The organism is Rhizobium mesosinicum (assembly GCF_019511345.1).
Classification (GTDB): Bacteria; Pseudomonadota; Alphaproteobacteria; order Rhizobiales; family Rhizobiaceae; genus Rhizobium; species Rhizobium mesosinicum.
Window position 1 is genome coordinate 137,817 of sequence record NZ_JAEUAK010000008.1, and the last position, 15,190, is coordinate 153,006.

14 protein-coding genes are annotated in these 15,190 nt (G+C 61.1%); 4 read left to right on the forward strand and 10 right to left on the reverse strand.

What is annotated here, in order from left to right:
- Positions 1–106: 106 nt before the first annotated feature.
- Positions 107–2,122 (reverse strand): adenylate/guanylate cyclase domain-containing protein, encoded by a 2,016-nt coding sequence (locus JNB85_RS20680; RefSeq protein ID WP_223216565.1) that lies wholly within the window; start codon positions 2,120–2,122, stop codon positions 107–109.
- Positions 2,122–5,862, reverse strand: a complete 3,741-nt coding sequence (locus tag JNB85_RS20685) for a FecR domain-containing protein (RefSeq protein ID WP_420852283.1) — start codon at positions 5,860–5,862, stop codon at positions 2,122–2,124. The genes JNB85_RS20680 and JNB85_RS20685 overlap by 1 nt, the downstream gene beginning before the upstream one ends.
- Before the next feature lie 175 nt (positions 5,863–6,037).
- On the opposite strand from JNB85_RS20685, the gene JNB85_RS20690 reads away from it, so the two are divergent.
- Positions 6,038–6,577 carry a Pycsar system effector family protein gene (locus tag JNB85_RS20690; protein ID WP_183739964.1) on the forward strand — a complete coding sequence of 180 codons (540 nt, stop codon included), beginning with the start codon at positions 6,038–6,040 and terminating at the stop codon, positions 6,575–6,577.
- A gap of 37 nt (positions 6,578–6,614) precedes the next feature.
- Here JNB85_RS20690 and JNB85_RS20695 read toward each other — a convergent pair whose 3' ends face one another.
- From JNB85_RS20695 to dusA, 4 genes are all read right to left on the reverse strand, one after another.
- On the reverse strand, positions 6,615–7,451 hold the full coding sequence (locus JNB85_RS20695) for an SDR family NAD(P)-dependent oxidoreductase (RefSeq protein ID WP_220336173.1): 837 nt from the start codon (positions 7,449–7,451) through the stop codon (positions 6,615–6,617).
- 13 nt (positions 7,452–7,464) lie between these two features.
- The gene (locus JNB85_RS20700) at positions 7,465–7,983 is read right to left on the reverse strand and encodes a GNAT family N-acetyltransferase (protein ID WP_220336174.1); all 519 of its coding nucleotides are present in this window, start codon (positions 7,981–7,983) and stop codon (positions 7,465–7,467) included.
- Positions 7,984–8,209: 226 nt separating this feature from the next.
- A complete protein-coding gene (locus tag JNB85_RS20705) occupies positions 8,210–8,728 on the reverse strand; it encodes a DUF992 domain-containing protein (RefSeq protein WP_220336175.1) in 519 nt (172 codons plus the stop codon).
- Between the two features lie 103 nt (positions 8,729–8,831).
- Positions 8,832–9,869, reverse strand: coding sequence for a tRNA dihydrouridine(20/20a) synthase DusA (gene dusA / locus JNB85_RS20710; protein WP_220336176.1), 1,038 nt, complete (start codon positions 9,867–9,869; stop codon positions 8,832–8,834).
- A 265-nt stretch (positions 9,870–10,134) separates the two neighbouring features.
- On the opposite strand from dusA, the gene JNB85_RS20715 reads away from it, so the two are divergent.
- The 3 genes from JNB85_RS20715 (at position 10,135) to JNB85_RS20725 (ending at position 12,389) form a co-directional block, all read left to right on the forward strand.
- The gene (locus JNB85_RS20715) at positions 10,135–10,350 is read left to right on the forward strand and encodes a hypothetical protein (protein WP_220336177.1); all 216 of its coding nucleotides are present in this window, start codon (positions 10,135–10,137) and stop codon (positions 10,348–10,350) included.
- A 186-nt stretch (positions 10,351–10,536) separates the two neighbouring features.
- On the forward strand, positions 10,537–10,884 hold the full coding sequence (locus JNB85_RS30730) for a hypothetical protein (protein ID WP_223216566.1): 348 nt from the start codon (positions 10,537–10,539) through the stop codon (positions 10,882–10,884).
- A gap of 161 nt (positions 10,885–11,045) precedes the next feature.
- Positions 11,046–12,389, forward strand: a complete 1,344-nt coding sequence (locus JNB85_RS20725; RefSeq protein WP_220336178.1) for a hypothetical protein — start codon at positions 11,046–11,048, stop codon at positions 12,387–12,389.
- 481 nt (positions 12,390–12,870) lie between these two features.
- Here JNB85_RS20725 and JNB85_RS20730 read toward each other — a convergent pair whose 3' ends face one another.
- The 4 genes from JNB85_RS20730 to JNB85_RS20745 all read right to left on the reverse strand — a co-directional run bounded on the left by JNB85_RS20730 (position 12,871) and on the right by JNB85_RS20745 (position 15,165).
- Positions 12,871–13,131, reverse strand: coding sequence for a DUF982 domain-containing protein (locus tag JNB85_RS20730; RefSeq protein WP_220336179.1), 261 nt, complete (start codon positions 13,129–13,131; stop codon positions 12,871–12,873).
- A gap of 109 nt (positions 13,132–13,240) precedes the next feature.
- On the reverse strand, positions 13,241–13,519 hold the full coding sequence (locus JNB85_RS20735; RefSeq protein WP_220336180.1) for a hypothetical protein: 279 nt from the start codon (positions 13,517–13,519) through the stop codon (positions 13,241–13,243).
- Positions 13,520–13,770: 251 nt separating this feature from the next.
- Positions 13,771–14,112 (reverse strand): hypothetical protein, encoded by a 342-nt coding sequence (locus JNB85_RS20740; protein ID WP_220336181.1) that lies wholly within the window; start codon positions 14,110–14,112, stop codon positions 13,771–13,773.
- A 261-nt stretch (positions 14,113–14,373) separates the two neighbouring features.
- Positions 14,374–15,165 carry a glycoside hydrolase family 108 protein gene (locus JNB85_RS20745; RefSeq protein ID WP_220336182.1) on the reverse strand — a complete coding sequence of 264 codons (792 nt, stop codon included), beginning with the start codon at positions 15,163–15,165 and terminating at the stop codon, positions 14,374–14,376.
- Positions 15,166–15,190: the final 25 nt, after the last annotated feature.

The window sequence follows — 15,190 nt, forward strand, 5'->3', positions numbered from 1 at the left end:
CTAGACGCAAAAGGCCGGTCGGGGAAAGTGCGCTATCTTTTCGCTCTGACGCAATTCCGGACGCAAAACCGCTTCACCCTTTTGCGGATTTGCTCGGGGGATCGCGTCAGTCCTTTGCGAGCCCCCCGCGTATCAGCGCGTAGTAGGCCGAAAGCTCAGGTATGGCCTTCGGCAGGGTTTCGAAGGCGGGATCTGCCATGGTGAGCCGGCCCGCATATTTCGCCTCCAGGAAGGCATTGTGATCCGGCAGGGCCGATCGGTGGGAGCCGTAGAGCACGGTGAAGACCGGCGAGGGCACGGTGCGGCCCTTGACGATGATGCGGTCGAGCTCGACCACGGTGTAACTGTTGGCGACGAGGCGGGCGGTTTCCTCGCCGAGCAGGAGGGCGACGCCGTAATTCTTCGAAGCGCCTTCGAGGCGCGAGGCGAGGTTGACGCTGTCGCCGAGGCAGGAATAGTCGAAGCGGCGGGTGGAGCCCATGTTGCCGACGATGCATTCGCCGGTATTGATGCCGACGCCCATTTTTAGGATATGCAGCGGCCGGCCTGTGGCGGCGGCTTCGCGCTCAAGCTCGCGGTTCAGCGTGGCGATCGCATCCTGCATGGCAATCGACGCCTTGACCGCGTGCAGCGCGTGATCTGGGTCGTCGAGCGGCGCATTCCAGAATGCCATAATGCAATCGCCCATATATTTGTCGATCGTGCCGCCGTGATCCATGACGACATCGGAAAGCGGCGTCAGCAGCCGGTTGATCAGCGTCGTCAGTTGCTCGGGATCGTCCTTCATCGTCTCGGCGATGGTGGTGAAGCCGCGCACATCGGAAAACAGGACGGTCAGCGTGCGCCGCTCGCCGCCGAGCTTCAGCTGCGAGGGATCGTTGGAGAGGCGGCGCACGAGATCGGGCGAGATATATTGCGCGAAGGCGCGGGTGATCTGGCGCTTCTGATGCCGCTCCTGCGCATAATCGAAAGCCGCCTGACCGAAGGCGACGGCGACGAAGGCGACGGTCGGCCCGAGCGGCGAGACGAAGACATGGGTAAAGCGGATGCCGGCATAACTGGCCGCGGCAAAGGTCAGAACGGCAGCGGCGGTGGCGACCAGCGTACGCCAGCTCGTGGCTTTCCACACGGTGGCGGCGGCGAGCAATACGGCAATGAGGATGCAGATCGCGACAACAGGCAGGCCGGCTTCCCGGATCGCCAGGCCATGGACGATATTGTCATAGACGGTGGCCTGCAACTCGACGCCGGAGACCAGCTTGCCGGTGTGGACGGTGTAGGGCATCGCATAGGCATCGGCGCCGCCCTGGTCGATCTCGGGGGCGTTCTGCAGGCTGAGGCCAACCAGCACGACGCGATCCCTGAACGTATCCGGCGGCAGGAAGTTCTTGGGATCGAGTGCCTGGTAATAGGAGACGGTCGGGTAGCTGCGGGCTGGGCCGAAGGACTGGATGAGGGAGCCTGCCGGCAGCTGCAGCGCCTTGATGCCCGCAGCCTTCGCAAGCTCCATGGCGAAGCCGTCCTCATAGGACGGAATATTGCGGAAGATGCCGTCGCCATTCAGCGTGATAGAGGCGATGCCGGTACGTGCGCCGGCCTCCGTCATCTGCGGCAGCGGCGTGGTGCGCAGCAGCTGAGCGGCCTGCGGCGTCTGAATGAGCGTTTCATCGCCGGCAAGCACCACATCGGGGCCGACGACCGATGATACCGCCTGGTCGTTCTCGGGCGTCGAGGGTTCGGCCATGATGATATCAAGGCCAATCGCCTTTGCGCCGGCGGCGCGCAGCTGTTTGACGAGTTCGGCATGCAGGCTGCGCGGCCAGGGCCATTGCGCATTGATATCGGCAAGTGAGGGTTCATCGATCGCCACGATGATCGGCCCGCCGTCGGGCGGCACGGGATCGTCTATGGTGGAGAGGTAGTCGAAGGTGCGCAGCTCCGTCAGCGTCCATGCGGGCAGGCGCGAGATCAGCGAGATCGTCACCAGCGTCACCAGCGCCAGAACGAGAAGACGGATGCCGCGGCTGGAAAAGGGCCAGCCGGGCGGGCGCTGCGACGGGCGGTTCTGCTCCGTCGGCCGCTCTGCCCGAAGACGTCGCAGGGCGGCCGGGCGCGCCATCATCAGAAGCGGATCTTCAGGCTGCCCTTGAAGGCACGACCCCAGCCGGGTACGCCGGGCGTTATTTCGAAGTCCTCGTCAAGGAGATTGTAGGCCGCTGCTTCCAGCGCGATGCGCTTGTCGAAGGGTTCCCAGATCAGGTGGGCATCGAGGCTCCAGTAGTCGTCGAGCTTGGTGCCGAGATCGTCGCCATCGCGTTCACCGATATAGTTGGCGGCGACGGTGGCTTTCACCTTGGCCTCATTGACCCAGGTTAGCGCGATCTGACCGGAATTCTTCGGGATATAGGGCAGGTTGCCGCCGTAATTCAACGATCCCGGATCCTTGTTTTCGGAATCCATGTAGGCATAGGTGGCTGAAAGGCCGAAGCCATTGCCGAGCGCGACGTTTGCGGTAACGGCGGCACGGTCGATCCGACCGCGCGACAGCGGCAGGCTGTCATCCGCAGGAAGGGCGATCAGCGGCAGGTCGATCGAGAAATCATGGAGTTCTTGATGCTGATATTCGACCGAGGTGAAGAACTTGTCGGTCCATTCGGCATCCCACTGCAGTGCGATCGTATCGGTATAACCCTCCGCGCCGACGGTGAACTGGTTGGATTGAAGGCCGAGAATGCCGACCGGGGCCAGCGTCGGCACGCCGGTATCGAGACTCTGGCGCATGAAGGCGGCGCGCAGCCACTGGCCCTGGGTTGGCGCCCAGGCAAGGCCAAAACGGGGCTCGAGCCGGCTGACATCGACGCCGTCACCTTCCAAACGGGTGCCGAAGAGAGCGTATTCACCCTTCAGGTTCGGCGTGATGTCGTGCAGGAGATCGACATAGGCTCGGCCAATATTGGTACGGGTGTCAGCCTCCGGAGGGTCATCCGTCCGGCCGTCGATAAAGCCCGGAATGATATCCTCGAGATGGAAATACGTTTTGCGAGACGAGTCGATCCAGCCGCCTTCGACGCCGTAGCGCCAGGTGAGTGGCCCGTCGCCGATGCTGTGGCTGAGCGCAGCTATATAGGCCTGCGATTCCGTTTCTTCGCTCGTCTGTCCGAAGGGCCTGATATCGCCTGACCCAGGAACGCTGAAGAACGGCACGTCTGACCAGTCGTAGGACAGGTCGAAGGAGGTTTTCGATTTTGTCTCCTCGTAGAGCAATGCGCCGTTGAGGATATTTTCATAGGCAAAGGTATGGCTCCAGCCGACGCCCGCGTTGGTCACTTCCGCGCTGTTGGTCTGCGTCCGATAGAGCGGCAGCTCGTCAGGCGCCGGGGGAATGCCGAAGATCGGGGTAAGGATGGGGTCGAATACGCGGACATTCAGGATGGTCGAGAGCGTGGGGTCTGTCGACAACGCATTCAGCGTTCCGTCATTCTTGGCATGATTGATATAGGCCACGATGCGGTCGTCCGGCGTAACCGTCGCGGTGATGTAGCCATTGCCGCCGAGAATCTTGTTGTCCGTCGCATATCCGCCGAAATCGCGGTAGTCACCGTCGAGCGCCAGCTCCTCCCAAGTCAGATTACCAAAGAAACTGATCGGGATCGTCTCGTTGGAAAAGCCCTGGATTTCCGCTTCACCGGTGCGCCGCGTATGTCCGTCTACGGCGTTGATGCCGCCGCCGAGTGAGCCTTCGAAGAAGGGCGTGCGCAGGATCGTGGCTGAGCGCGAGCGGCCGGACAGCATGTGGGGGTCAAGCAACAGGCCCTGGAAGAGCGAAGAAAAGCTCGACGTATTGGCCCGGTACTGGCTGACGCTGTCGTCGCTGAAGCTGGTTGCGTTGACGTAAGGGAAGATGCTGCCCTTGATCGCCTGGTCGGTGTAACCGGTGCCTTCGAACGGGTTGAAGACGGCATCGCCGTAATAACGGCCCCAGGCATCCAGCCCCTGCAGGCGGAAAGCGTTGTTCAGTGTCGAGCCGGCATCCTCATTGGCGCCGAGGCCGATATAGTCGCCGCCACGGGCGCGCGAGCGGCGCAAGAATTCCTGCGCGTTGGCGATCGCGCCATCGGCATTGTAGTCGTCGATATCGACCGCGGTGCGGAAAGAGGAAATGACCGGATCGTTCTTGTCCAGCCGGTCGGCATTTTCCAGAGCCTGCTGGAAGGGGAGGCGGTCGCCCTTCTCGTAATGGGCGGCGGCAAGCATCAGCTGCGATTGCGAATGAGCCGGATTGGCCGTGCTTGCGGCAAGCAGATCTTCCAGCGCCTTGTCGCGCTCGCCGGTCTGCAGGTAGTAGCGGCCGCGGGCAAGCAGGGCGATATCGAAGGAGGGATCGACGGCTAGTGCGGTATCGATCTCGCGCTTGGCTTCCTTCATGCGCGACTGGTCGAGATACAGGATCGCGAGGTTGGCATGCGGCACAGGATCTTGCGGATCGAGCTCGATTGCCTTCAGAAAGGCCTTCTCCGCCTCGCCATTGTCATCGCGGGCACCCTGCAGGAGGCCGAGCGAATTCAGCGTGCCCGACGCGCCGGGCGCAAGCTCGATCGCGCGATTGAGATCGGCAAGCGCGCCGTTGATATCGCTCTCATAGGAGGCCTTGTAGGCGGCGCGGGCGGCGAGGGCGATGGGGTGATCTGGATCGAGCGCCAGGGAGCGGTCGGCCGCTTCCTTCATCTGCGCACGGTCGTCGATGAGCTGCGCCAGCTGGGCGCGCACGGCCGGAAGGGTCGGGTCGTCAGGATAGCGCTTTTCGGCCCGCTTGAGCACGTCGATTGCAGCGCGCGGATTTTTCAAAAAGCCCGTCGCGTAAGCTTGCATGACCGCGCCGTAGGGACCGACGGTTTGAGCCGGCGGTTGTTCGACATGGGCGGGGTTCGCCAGCGAACGAGCGAAATAGCCGCCATATTGCGCCAGGTTGCGCCTCTCGGGATCGAGATGCGGCAGAGCCTTTTCGAAGAGCTTGGCGGCATCGTTGTAGCGCTTTTCCGAGCCCGCGAGATTGGCGTCGATCAGGTCGATGCGGGCCTGCTGGGCAACCGAGAGCTTGCGGCCGCGTATGTTCTGCAATGTTGCAGCGGCAACCTGCCGCCCATCGAAGGCGGTCTGGATTTCGGCGAGCGCCAGCCAGTCTTCCGTTGAACGGCGCGCGGGCGGCAATGCCATCAGGCGCCGCCGCTCCGCAGCCATGCGGCCGGCCGGTAGCGGCGAGGTGGGCATCAGGCCGAAACCGTCGCGCAGATTGAGATAGAAGAGCATCTGCTCACGGTCGTCGGGGGTGACGATGACGAGCTTGCGGGGCGCCTGGCCGATGGTGGCCACAGCCCCTTCGCCTTGGTTGACATCGACGCTGCCCTGCGGGTTGGTGAGCGAAACGCGGCCTTCGAGCACGATCATGGAGGTCTTGGCGCCCTCGACGGTCATCGTCCAATCCGTGCCGCGGATAGCGGCTGCGGCGGCAGGCGTCTCAACCGTCAGGCCCTGGCCGCCGCGCTGGGCGCGCGCCCAGATGGTGCCGGACTGCAGGTTGAGGATCGTGTCGCCCGCCGCAGACATTTTCTTGACCTGAAGCGCGGAATTGCGGCCGAGGCGGATCTGCGTGTGATCGGAGAAGAGGATGGCGAGCTGGCCGGTGGCATTGGTGCGCAGCACGTCACCGTCGAGCAGGTCCTGATTGAGATCGACGACGCGCCAGTTGCTGACATCGACGAAGCGCACTTCCTCGCCGGTCTTGCGGGCGATGACCGAGCCTGCAACCGGAGTCGGGCGCTGCAGCGGTTCCGCCACAACCGGAAATGCAAGTAACGTTGACATGAGCGCGAGAGATGTACTCGCGCGCAGATAAGACTTCGGCCCCGACATTTTAGATACCCCCGCACCTTTTCCCTTTTGCCAAGCAGGGTTTAAAAGTCAAGCCGGATGCACACGTGTTCTTGCTTTCGCAACCAAGTGTATTATTAGGGAAACACTATTGCGGGGTGGGACTTCCTTGAGCGAGTTTGAAAATTTTGCGGAGCTGCCTTCGAGCTCTCCGTCGACCGAGGATATCGGCTCGGAATATTTCGATCATATCAAGAAAATCAACGACGTATTCTATGATCAGATCAAGATATCGGATCAAAAGGCCGCTTATATCTTTACTTTTATGCTCGCCTTTCTTGTGAGCTCCGCCGAGGTGAGGGCAGTCTTCACTTTTGCGCGCTATGCGCAGGGCACACCGCAGGCTATTCTTTTTTCCGGGCTTCTGGCGGCAGCCTCGGTCTTTTCGATTCTATCGGCCATCATGGTGGTATTGCCGCGGCGGCTCGACAAGTCCACGTCGATGTTCTGGGGCGCATGGCCCAGGCATCGCGACGCCTTCTTCGAGGCGGCGATCCGCCGCGACGAGCGCTATCTCTTCGACCAGTATGTGGAAAATGCCGATATTCTCTCGCATATCGCCTGCAGCAAATACCGCTTCGTGACGATTGCGTTTCGCGGACTGATGGTGACGGTCGTGGCCTATGTGCTGCTGCTGGTCGCGGCTTAAGTCCACGTTCCGGTTTGCCGTCGCTTCCGGCATGACTTCAGCTTTTGGCAAAGTCCGCCGCTGTGAGGGGGACGGGCTTATAGCCGTTGACGTCGGCGATGTCATATTCCTGGCCGAGTTCGGCCGCGACCAGGACCTTTCCGGATTTCGACATCAGCGCCGGGTCTCGCCAAAGTCCCCCTATGACGTGGCCGATGAATTGCGGTGACTCGGAATTGGACAGGTCGAAATATTCGGCGTTCTGCATGACCGCTTCGGTCCGCACCAGTCCGGGATAGAGGGCGACAGCGGCGACATGGTGCGGGCGCAGATCATGGGCGAAGTCGGCGGCCATCTTGTCGGCAGCGGCCTTGGCCATGCCATAGATCGCGTTGCCATCGTAGAATTGCGCTGCCCAGAATGAGATATTGACGATCAGGCCGCGCTGCGCCTGGATCATGACCGGTGCTGCCGCACGCGACAGCAGAAAGGCCGCTCTGAGTGCGGTGCCCATCATCGCGTCCCACCGCCACAGCGGCTGCTCCCAGAAGGCGCGGGGCCAGGTAAAATCGCCATCCTCGACCATGTTTTCATAGCCGGGCCATGCATTGTTGACCAGAATGTCCAGCCTGCCAGTTCTGATCTCTTCGGCCACGCGTTCCGTCTCAGTGTCGTTGCTGTGGTCGCAATGATGAATGATAAGGCGTCCAGGCAGTGTCGCAGCCTCAAGCGCGAGCCCCTCCAGCGAACCTGCGCGTTTGCCCGAGTCTGCGTCCGCTTCCGAACGCGTCCTGCCGGTCACGTGGACAGTGGCTCCCTCAGCAAGCAGTGCGAGCGCGATCCCCCGGCCGACACCGCGGCTCGCGCCCGTTACCAATGCGACGACATCTTTCACGGCGGCTAGCCTCCTATACGTCGGGATATCGAAACGGAAGAACCATGCCGATGCGGCGGAGCGGATCGAGGCCCTTTTCGGCTTCGGAATCGAGGATAGCCCGCAGGCGCGGGGAGCATTCCACCTTTTCGAGGATCCGGAAGCCGAGCGATGCGTAGAAGGGAGCGTTGAAGGGCGCGAAACGGTCTGTCGTCAGCGTTGCTTCAGCGAGCTTGCGCGAGCGGCCTTCAGCAAGCAGTATTTCCATGAGCCGGCGTCCGAGACCCTTTCGCTGGAAGTCCGGATGGACATCCATCTCGCCGATGTGTAGGGCGTTTTCAGCGACATAGGCTCCGGCATAGCCGACCGGTATGTCGTTCCGATCGCAGGCGGCGTAGAGAAGGGCATGGTCGAGATAGTGCTGCAGTTCCTCGTCTCCGCTCGCCTCCGGCTTACCGCTGACGGCACCTGTGGCGCGCAACGTTTCGAACGAGGCAAGCTCTATTGCCCGCAGGGCGTCGAAGTCATCCTCGCTTGCCTGTCTGATCAGCATGTCCATTCCAGCCCGAGATCGCACACCGGATTACGACAATTCAGGCAAAACGCCAATGGCATTGGGCACGGTCGCTGGCGCCCGACGAAACGCGCGACGAACATTATCCGGTCGACCGGTAGAGGAAATGGTCGCCCAGGCACATTGCACCCGGTCGGCGGCGCCTGACGATATGGAGAAACATCGAGGGGATGCGGCGGCGGCCGATTGCCGCCGCCTGTGGTGTTTAGCGCGCTGCGTTCAGCTGAAGGCGGGAGACGCCTGCGGCTACATTCACGCCGGTTCCGGTTCCACCGCTGAGTGGCTGCAATGCGAAATTCTTCGAGTTTCCGCCCACAAGGGCATTTGCTCCGAGACCGACACCGAGAGCGGCATTGGCCGAGGCGCCGACATACGTGCCGGCGAGAGCGCCGTCGCCGACGCGGGTGGGGGCGGTGTTGACGACGATCCAGCTGAGGTAGGATTTACCGGTGACGCCGATATCCAGACCGAGCTTGCCGATCGAGCCTGTATAGTGCTCGACCCTGCCGCTCTGCTGCTTGAAGCGGCAATCGATCGCCTTGTTCGATCCGATGATCATGCCGGCACCGCCGGCGACTTCGCAGGAAAGCGTGCCGAGGCGTTGCCGCGGTTCATTGACGACCTGCTGGGTAGCGTGTTTCGGTTGCTTATGCTGGCTTGCGGCCTCGGCAACTGGGACAAAACCGAGGGAAGCGGCAGCTACTAATATCATGAGGTTCTTCATGAGCGTTTCCTTTCACCTTCCATCGCGGGATGGTTATAAACGCGTTCAAAGGAACTTCGTTCAAACGTCGACGGGAAACGAACCGGCCTGCGCCATCATGCCGTCAGGCGCTGACCGCCTCCGCCGCGCCTGAAAAATCGACCGCGGCGAAGGCGGCGGCGATCACTTCCGGGCCGGCATTCGGCTTTGCGGCGTCGGTCGAGAGGATCTGGCGGTAGCGGCGGGCGCCGGGCAGGCCGGTGAAGAGGCCGACCATGTGGCGGGCAATATGCTGCAGGCGGCCGCCATTGGCGATATGGCGTTCGGCATAGGCCATCATGCGGTCGCGCAGATCGTTCCAGTCGGGCTCGGTGGCGGGCGCGCCGTAGAAACGGTGGTCGACATCGGAAAGGATCGCGGCATTCTGATAGGCGGCGCGGCCGAGCATGACGCCATCGACATGGGCAAGATGGGCTTCTGCCTCATCCATCGTATGGATGCCGCCATTGATGCCGATGAAGACATCAGGGAAGCGGGCCTTCATGCGATAAACGATCTCGTAGTCGAGGGGCGGGATCTCGCGGTTTTCCTTCGGGCTCAGGCCCTTCAGCCAGGCCTTGCGGGCATGGATCCAGATCGCGTCGGCGCCGGCGTCGAGCACCCTAGTCATCAGCGTGGGCAGCGCCTCTTCCGGCTCCTGCTCATCGACGCCGATGCGGCATTTGACCGTGACCGGGACATCAGCGACCTTCTTCATCGCGGCGACGCATTCGGCGACCGTTTCAGGCGTGAGCATCAGGCAGGCGCCGAAGGTGCCGGATTGGACGCGATCGGACGGACAGCCGACATTGAGGTTGATCTCGTCATAACCATAGGGTTCGGCAATGCGCACGGCCTCGGCAAGCTTTGCCGGATCGGAACCGCCGAGCTGCAGGGCGACTGGGTGTTCGGCGGCATCGAAGGAGAGCAGGCGCTCGCGCGGGCCGTGGATGATCGCGTCGGCGACGACCATTTCCGTATAGAGCAAAGCGTTGCGGCTGATCTGGCGGTGGAAGAAACGGCAATGGCGGTCCGTCCAGTCGATCATGGGCGCGACGGCAAAGACCGGCGCCTTGAAATAGCGCCGGTTTCGTTCTGAAACAGCCGTGTTTACCGTCGTCATGATCTCAAATCTTCTTTCGTCCGGTCGTATGTCCCGCGGCCTCATGTCGTGGCAGAGGCCCGATCCTGCAGGGCGGGTTGGCGAAAAGCCGGAGCGGGCGGCAATGGGACGAGGGCTTATACATGAGGCATGGCGGAAAAGCGAGATGGGGTGTTCGAGGGGCGGGCTGTCCCTTCTTGCTTTCCGCGCTTGACCCATGTTCCGTTTTCGGGGAAGGCACGCGAAACGATCTGATATTCTCGATGTCTGGATCGAGCAGAGGAGTATGATCAGCTTCATGGCGGACGATAGCGCAGCGATCAAGGCATTGCTTGAAATGCCGAGGCGTGACAACAGCGCCTACCTGGAAACGCTCCGGCTGGTGAAAGAGGCGTTCGCCGAAGCCGAGGCGGAATTTGGCGGCAAGGTCATCGCGACGACGGACAGCGCCCGGGACGAAGCCGGTAACATCGTCATCATGACTGTGATCAGGCCGGCATGATGAGAGCAGGGCGAGAAGATCGCCTGACGTAAAGGGCGATTGAACCAAAATCCTTCTGCCGCGTTTTTGCCACAAACAGGAGGAATTCGATGGACGACCTGCTTCTGATCGCCGCGCTTTGCGGTCTCATGTCTTTCGCCATGGTCTGGCTGCAGACGAAAGAATAAAAGCTTCCACGTCAATGGTTTGACGCTTTCCCGTCTCTTTGCCGGTGCCGCTGATCCGCGCCGGACTTCCCCGAGCATTAAACTGTCATCAAACGATACTCTTGACTTCTCCGGAAATGAGAACAAAATAAGAACAAATGATGTTCTCATCTATGTTCTGATGGAGAGTTCGATGGCAGCAAGCCCGAGTTATTCAGGAGCAGCAGACAAGGCCATGGCCTTTGCCGCGCAGCTGCGCGCAGACCGCGAGCGTCACGAAGCGCGCAGGCGGGAAGAACAGCGCCGTATCGAGGCGATGCGGCCGATCAACAAGCATGTGCTGAAGGTATTTGGCGGGCAGCAGCTGGCGCTGAAGCTGAACAGCTGAGCTTTGGGCCTTCCTCATCTGCCGACGCCGCGGGATGTGCAAGGCGTCGCCATCGAGGCATCGTGCGCATTCCCCAAGTATTTTTACCATTTTCCAAGCCGGCCGTGGACTGTCTGGAATTCCAGACATAAAAGAATTGCAACTATTTGGGGTGGGGTTTTATGAAAAGATTGTTATCGCTGGTGGCTGCGATGGCGCTGCTTGGTTCGGGCGCAATCGCGCAAGATGCCAAGGAAGACCCTGTAGATATCGTGATCCGATTGACCGGACGGATAAATCCTTATCTACAGGCCATTTATCGGGATCACAGGGATATAGTACTGAGAGTCTACACGGAGGCGAGCCGTCAGAAATGGCTTGAAGAGAAGAAAACCCTTGCGACGGTCTTCGCCACGTATGGCACTCCGGCCCTCTCTCGCGCAGGTGATAGCGCCGTGATTGCAGTCATGGACAAGACAGTCGCGTTTGCCGATATCGTGGCCGCTAAATATCCCGAAGGCTGCGAATATTTCTTCACTGGCAATATGCCTGACTGGTATTCCGTCGTCGAAGTCAGAAACGGTCGGATGAATGATCTGCGAGCGAAAACCTATGCTTATGAGGACGGGAAATTCCGCGCTCCAGTTGCCTTGATGTCCGGCAAGGAGCGGTACCAGATCATGAAGCGGTACCTGGGGATGACCGGGGGTGAGATACATAAGGCGCTGAAGGCTCCTGCCGGCGTGAGCGACGAAGACATGTGCTCGATCGCAAAGAAACTCTACAACGTACGCGCCTTGCCGAAAGAGCTGCAGGGCGATTGGGGCAGGGCGTTGCTGTCGCTCGGTCCGTCCCCGGAGAAGCAAAAACCTGCCGCAGATGCGAAGCCCGCATCGGACTCGGCTGCGCAGGAAACGAAGGCTGGCTCCTTCGAAAGGGAGATGCAGGTTCTCGCCGGTATCAATCCCTTCGTTCACGCGGTCTTCATGGATCACGAAGCTGAAACGCGGCAGCTGTTTGCCAAGGCCGAAGCCTCGGGGGGCAAGATCGATCCGCGAGCGCAAGCAGCTGCCATGTTGGCGAAATATGGCAGTCCTGCGCTGTCGCGGGCAAGCGATGCCATTGCGATCGATGTCTTGAAGAAGACAGCTGCGCTCAACGAGGCTCTTACGCGATACTATCCGCAGGGCTGCAAGGATCTTATGAGTATGCGGGTGTCTCAGGCCGCACAGGCTGTTCCCCAGATCAAGGAGAGGTATTGGCAAGTTATGGAAGCCAAGCGCCTGGCCTATGAGGATGGCAAGATGCGGGAGCCTGCGGCCGTTACGCTGACCGCGCAGGACATCGCGCAAATGATCACGCAGCGCCTGGGCGTGACCGTGGACGAGTTGAATAAACTGACGAATCTTGCCGAACTGAGCGACGAAGAGACTTGCTCGATAACGATGAGGCTCAACACGATCGATCCCGTGCCGGAGGCGCAGCGAGGCAACTGGGCGAGGGCCGCCATGTCATGGAGCGGCTGAGCGGCGGCATCCAATGCCCGCCTACGCAACGGCGAGCGCCAACGCAGTCTGCCTCTCAGCCTCGGTGGCCCTGCAAGATATCGGTCAGCTGCGGGGTATCGCGGCGGTTTTGGATGTCGAGCATGGCCTGATAGGCGGCGCGGCCGTAAAAAGCCGCAGGCCGCAGTGCGGCTGCTAAACGGCTCGTTATCGCAAAACCGCCGCGCGTCCATTCGGACGCACTGAGGACACTTCATCTCTTTCAGTCAGCGCATCGGGCTTTCCGAAGATCCATGCCGATTTTCGCACCGATCCTGTAACGGCTCGGCGGAAGATCCGGTCAGGTCAAAAAGCGCTCAGTCATACGAGGTGACCGAGCGCTTTTTTTATGGCCGCCGCATATCGGGTCACCGATCTGCATTAAAAAATCCGCGGACGTGTCTCAATACCAAAAATTCAGACACTCAAAACTTTGGGGAAGCGGGATGCATTCCGCGCGCTTTCAGCCCGTAAGCGCTGCCTCAATCGGAATCCCTGCTTCCCGGGCAGCGGCAATGAAACAATCGCGGGCTTCGTGCGGCGTGCGCAGACCGGAGTCGACATCGGCGCAGGCCTGCAGCGCCTGAAAAAACGCCTTGCCTGTGGAGACCGGCCAGGCCGTGAGCAGCATGTTCAGCGCTTCCTCCGTGGTCGCGACCAGAAGCATCTGCCCGCTGCGTCTGCAGACGACCATAACAGGCGTTTCCCACCGACGTTTGCCCATGCTCTCATCCTCCTGCAGCAGAAGATAACGCCTGCCGCCGCTCGTCGTCAAAGGCTGCGTTCGGCCGTGGGGATCGGCACGACCCCTGGGGATCGGCACGACCCTGGGGTCAATGCAGTGTCGACTTGCTGGCCGGATGGTTCATCTCGAAGCGCCCGAGCAGATCCATGGCTTCGGCAATGACGTTAAGCGCGACTTCGGAGCGATCTGCCGATATTGCGGGGCCATCGCGCAGCAGCCTGTCGGCCAGTTCTTCCAGCTGCTTGCAAGCCATGTCGCCTGCCTGCCTGGCGACGACAGCCGAAAAGTGCAGCGTCTGGCTCAGCCGCCGCAGCGTAGCGGCGCGCTCCATCGCATTCATCTCTTCGATCCGCTTCGGCTTTTTCATGTGCTCCCCTTCGACGTAGCGCATCCAGGTGGCGACGCGCTCGCCGAACAAGCCATTATGAGTGATCTGGGAAGGAAGCGAAGGAATGCAATGTGCGCACGCGCAAGGTTCCTTGTCAGGCCCAGTTGCCGAGCCTTTCATGCTGATGCAAGCGATAACGCGGCCTGTTGCCAGGCGCTGGGATCTGTACTCACACCGGCTTCTCGCCTGAAGCAGCGAGCGTGAAAGGGCAGGAGTGACAGGCGCTCAGCCTATCGGCCCTGGAAGATCTTGATCAGCTTTGGGGTGTAGCGGCGGTTCTTGATGTCGAGCATATCCTGATAGGTTATGTCGCCGGAAACGATCGCATTTGTGTATCTGCTGCAGACAATCTTGGGAGCGTCCTTGTCTGCCACGTTCAGGAAGAGTGCGGCGTTATGGCGGGCCTTCGTGTCGGATAAGCCGAGCTGCCTGATGCACTCGTTCAAAAGCCCGTTTCTCTGACTCTCGCTGCCCCGCGCCACTCTGACAGCTGCATCATATTGTTTCTCGGTCGGCACGCAGCCGGTGAGCAATCCGGTGGCAATCAATATCAATGTAATATAGGCGCGCATGATTATCCCTCAATTATGTTGCTCACAGCCTCCTGTGCTGTGATCGGCGGGCCACCTTTATTTTGATTCTCGCGCTGCGGGAATTCTGTTCTTCGCAATTTCTCATTTCTTCTATAGCTGGTTGAAATGTTCATGAATGGATGACGTGTGTGCAGTCGCGAGCGACGGACCTTTCGCGAAAGCACCTTTGGGGGATAAAGTGGATGTATGGGCTGCTTAGCAAGCCGGTGAGGTTCACATCCGGGGAACCAGCTTCCGTCTTTACCGCCCGGCCGCCCGGTATGCCTCTGCGCGTTCCTTCTCTCTTGCGGCCTTCACGACCAGCATACCGGCCGCCACAAGCCCCACCACCATCACCACGCCAAGCACGAGCAAATTCGGCTCCGCCGGCAGCGCCGCGCCCGTGCCAGCGCCGCCCGATGCCGACACTGCGATTGCGGCACCGGCCTTCTGCAGCGTACCCGCCGTCTTCTCTGCCTTGCTAGCCTCGTCCGCCAGCGCTGCCTTCGCATCCACGCCCGGCTGCGCACGGAGATACATCGCGACGGCCTTCGCCTCGATCTTCGCCACGCGTGAGTTCCAGCCCTTGCCGTAGGTGTTCCAGATCGCCAGGCTCCGCATGAAGCTTAGCCGCCTAGCGCAAAGCGCCTTGATTTCCCTGGTGCCGGCGGTTGCGGCTTTGGCGCGGGTCAGCGGGCCGGACTTGCCGTCGGCGGGGGCGCCGATGACGGCCTGGACGCCGCGCAGGGCGCGGGCGGGGCCGGAGTTGACGGCGTAGTCGAAGGTGGCGAGGTCGAAGCCTGAAGGCAGGGTGTCGCCGCCGATTTCGTCCCAGTATCTGGCCTTGTAGATGGGTTTGACGTCGTCGATCGTCAGTTTGCGGATGTCGAGGCTGGGGAAGGCGGCGGCCGAGATGCCGTATTTGGTGCCTTTCAGCGTGCCCTTGCCGATCCTGCCGCCGGTCCAGTTGCCGGGGTCGGTGCGCTCCAGGGAGAGGCCGCCTTCGGATGCAAGCGTGATCGAGAGGCATTCGGAGAAATTCGTGCTGGTCATGCCGCGTTCCTTTTTCGATGGATCG

What these genes read in the sequence shown, in the direction of transcription:
- JNB85_RS20725 (WP_220336178.1), top strand. Translation starts at nt 11,046, where the DNA reads ATGAAAAGATTGTTATCGCTGGTGGCTGCGATGGCGCTGCTTGGTTCG.
- JNB85_RS20715 (WP_220336177.1), top strand. Translation starts at nt 10,135, where the DNA reads ATGATCAGCTTCATGGCGGACGATAGCGCAGCGATCAAGGCATTGCTT.
- dusA (WP_220336176.1), bottom strand. Translation starts at nt 9,869, where the DNA reads ATGACGACGGTAAACACGGCTGTTTCAGAACGAAACCGGCGCTATTTC.
- JNB85_RS20685 (WP_420852283.1), bottom strand. Translation starts at nt 5,862, where the DNA reads ATGTCAACGTTACTTGCATTTCCGGTTGTGGCGGAACCGCTGCAGCGC.
- JNB85_RS20730 (WP_220336179.1), bottom strand. Translation starts at nt 13,131, where the DNA reads ATGGGCAAACGTCGGTGGGAAACGCCTGTTATGGTCGTCTGCAGACGC.
- JNB85_RS20705 (WP_220336175.1), bottom strand. Translation starts at nt 8,728, where the DNA reads ATGAAGAACCTCATGATATTAGTAGCTGCCGCTTCCCTCGGTTTTGTC.
- JNB85_RS20745 (WP_220336182.1), bottom strand. Translation starts at nt 15,165, where the DNA reads ATGACCAGCACGAATTTCTCCGAATGCCTCTCGATCACGCTTGCATCC.
- JNB85_RS20700 (WP_220336174.1), bottom strand. Translation starts at nt 7,983, where the DNA reads ATGCTGATCAGACAGGCAAGCGAGGATGACTTCGACGCCCTGCGGGCA.
- JNB85_RS20735 (WP_220336180.1), bottom strand. Translation starts at nt 13,519, where the DNA reads ATGAAAAAGCCGAAGCGGATCGAAGAGATGAATGCGATGGAGCGCGCC.
- JNB85_RS20740 (WP_220336181.1), bottom strand. Translation starts at nt 14,112, where the DNA reads ATGCGCGCCTATATTACATTGATATTGATTGCCACCGGATTGCTCACC.
- JNB85_RS20680 (WP_223216565.1), bottom strand. Translation starts at nt 2,122, where the DNA reads ATGATGGCGCGCCCGGCCGCCCTGCGACGTCTTCGGGCAGAGCGGCCG.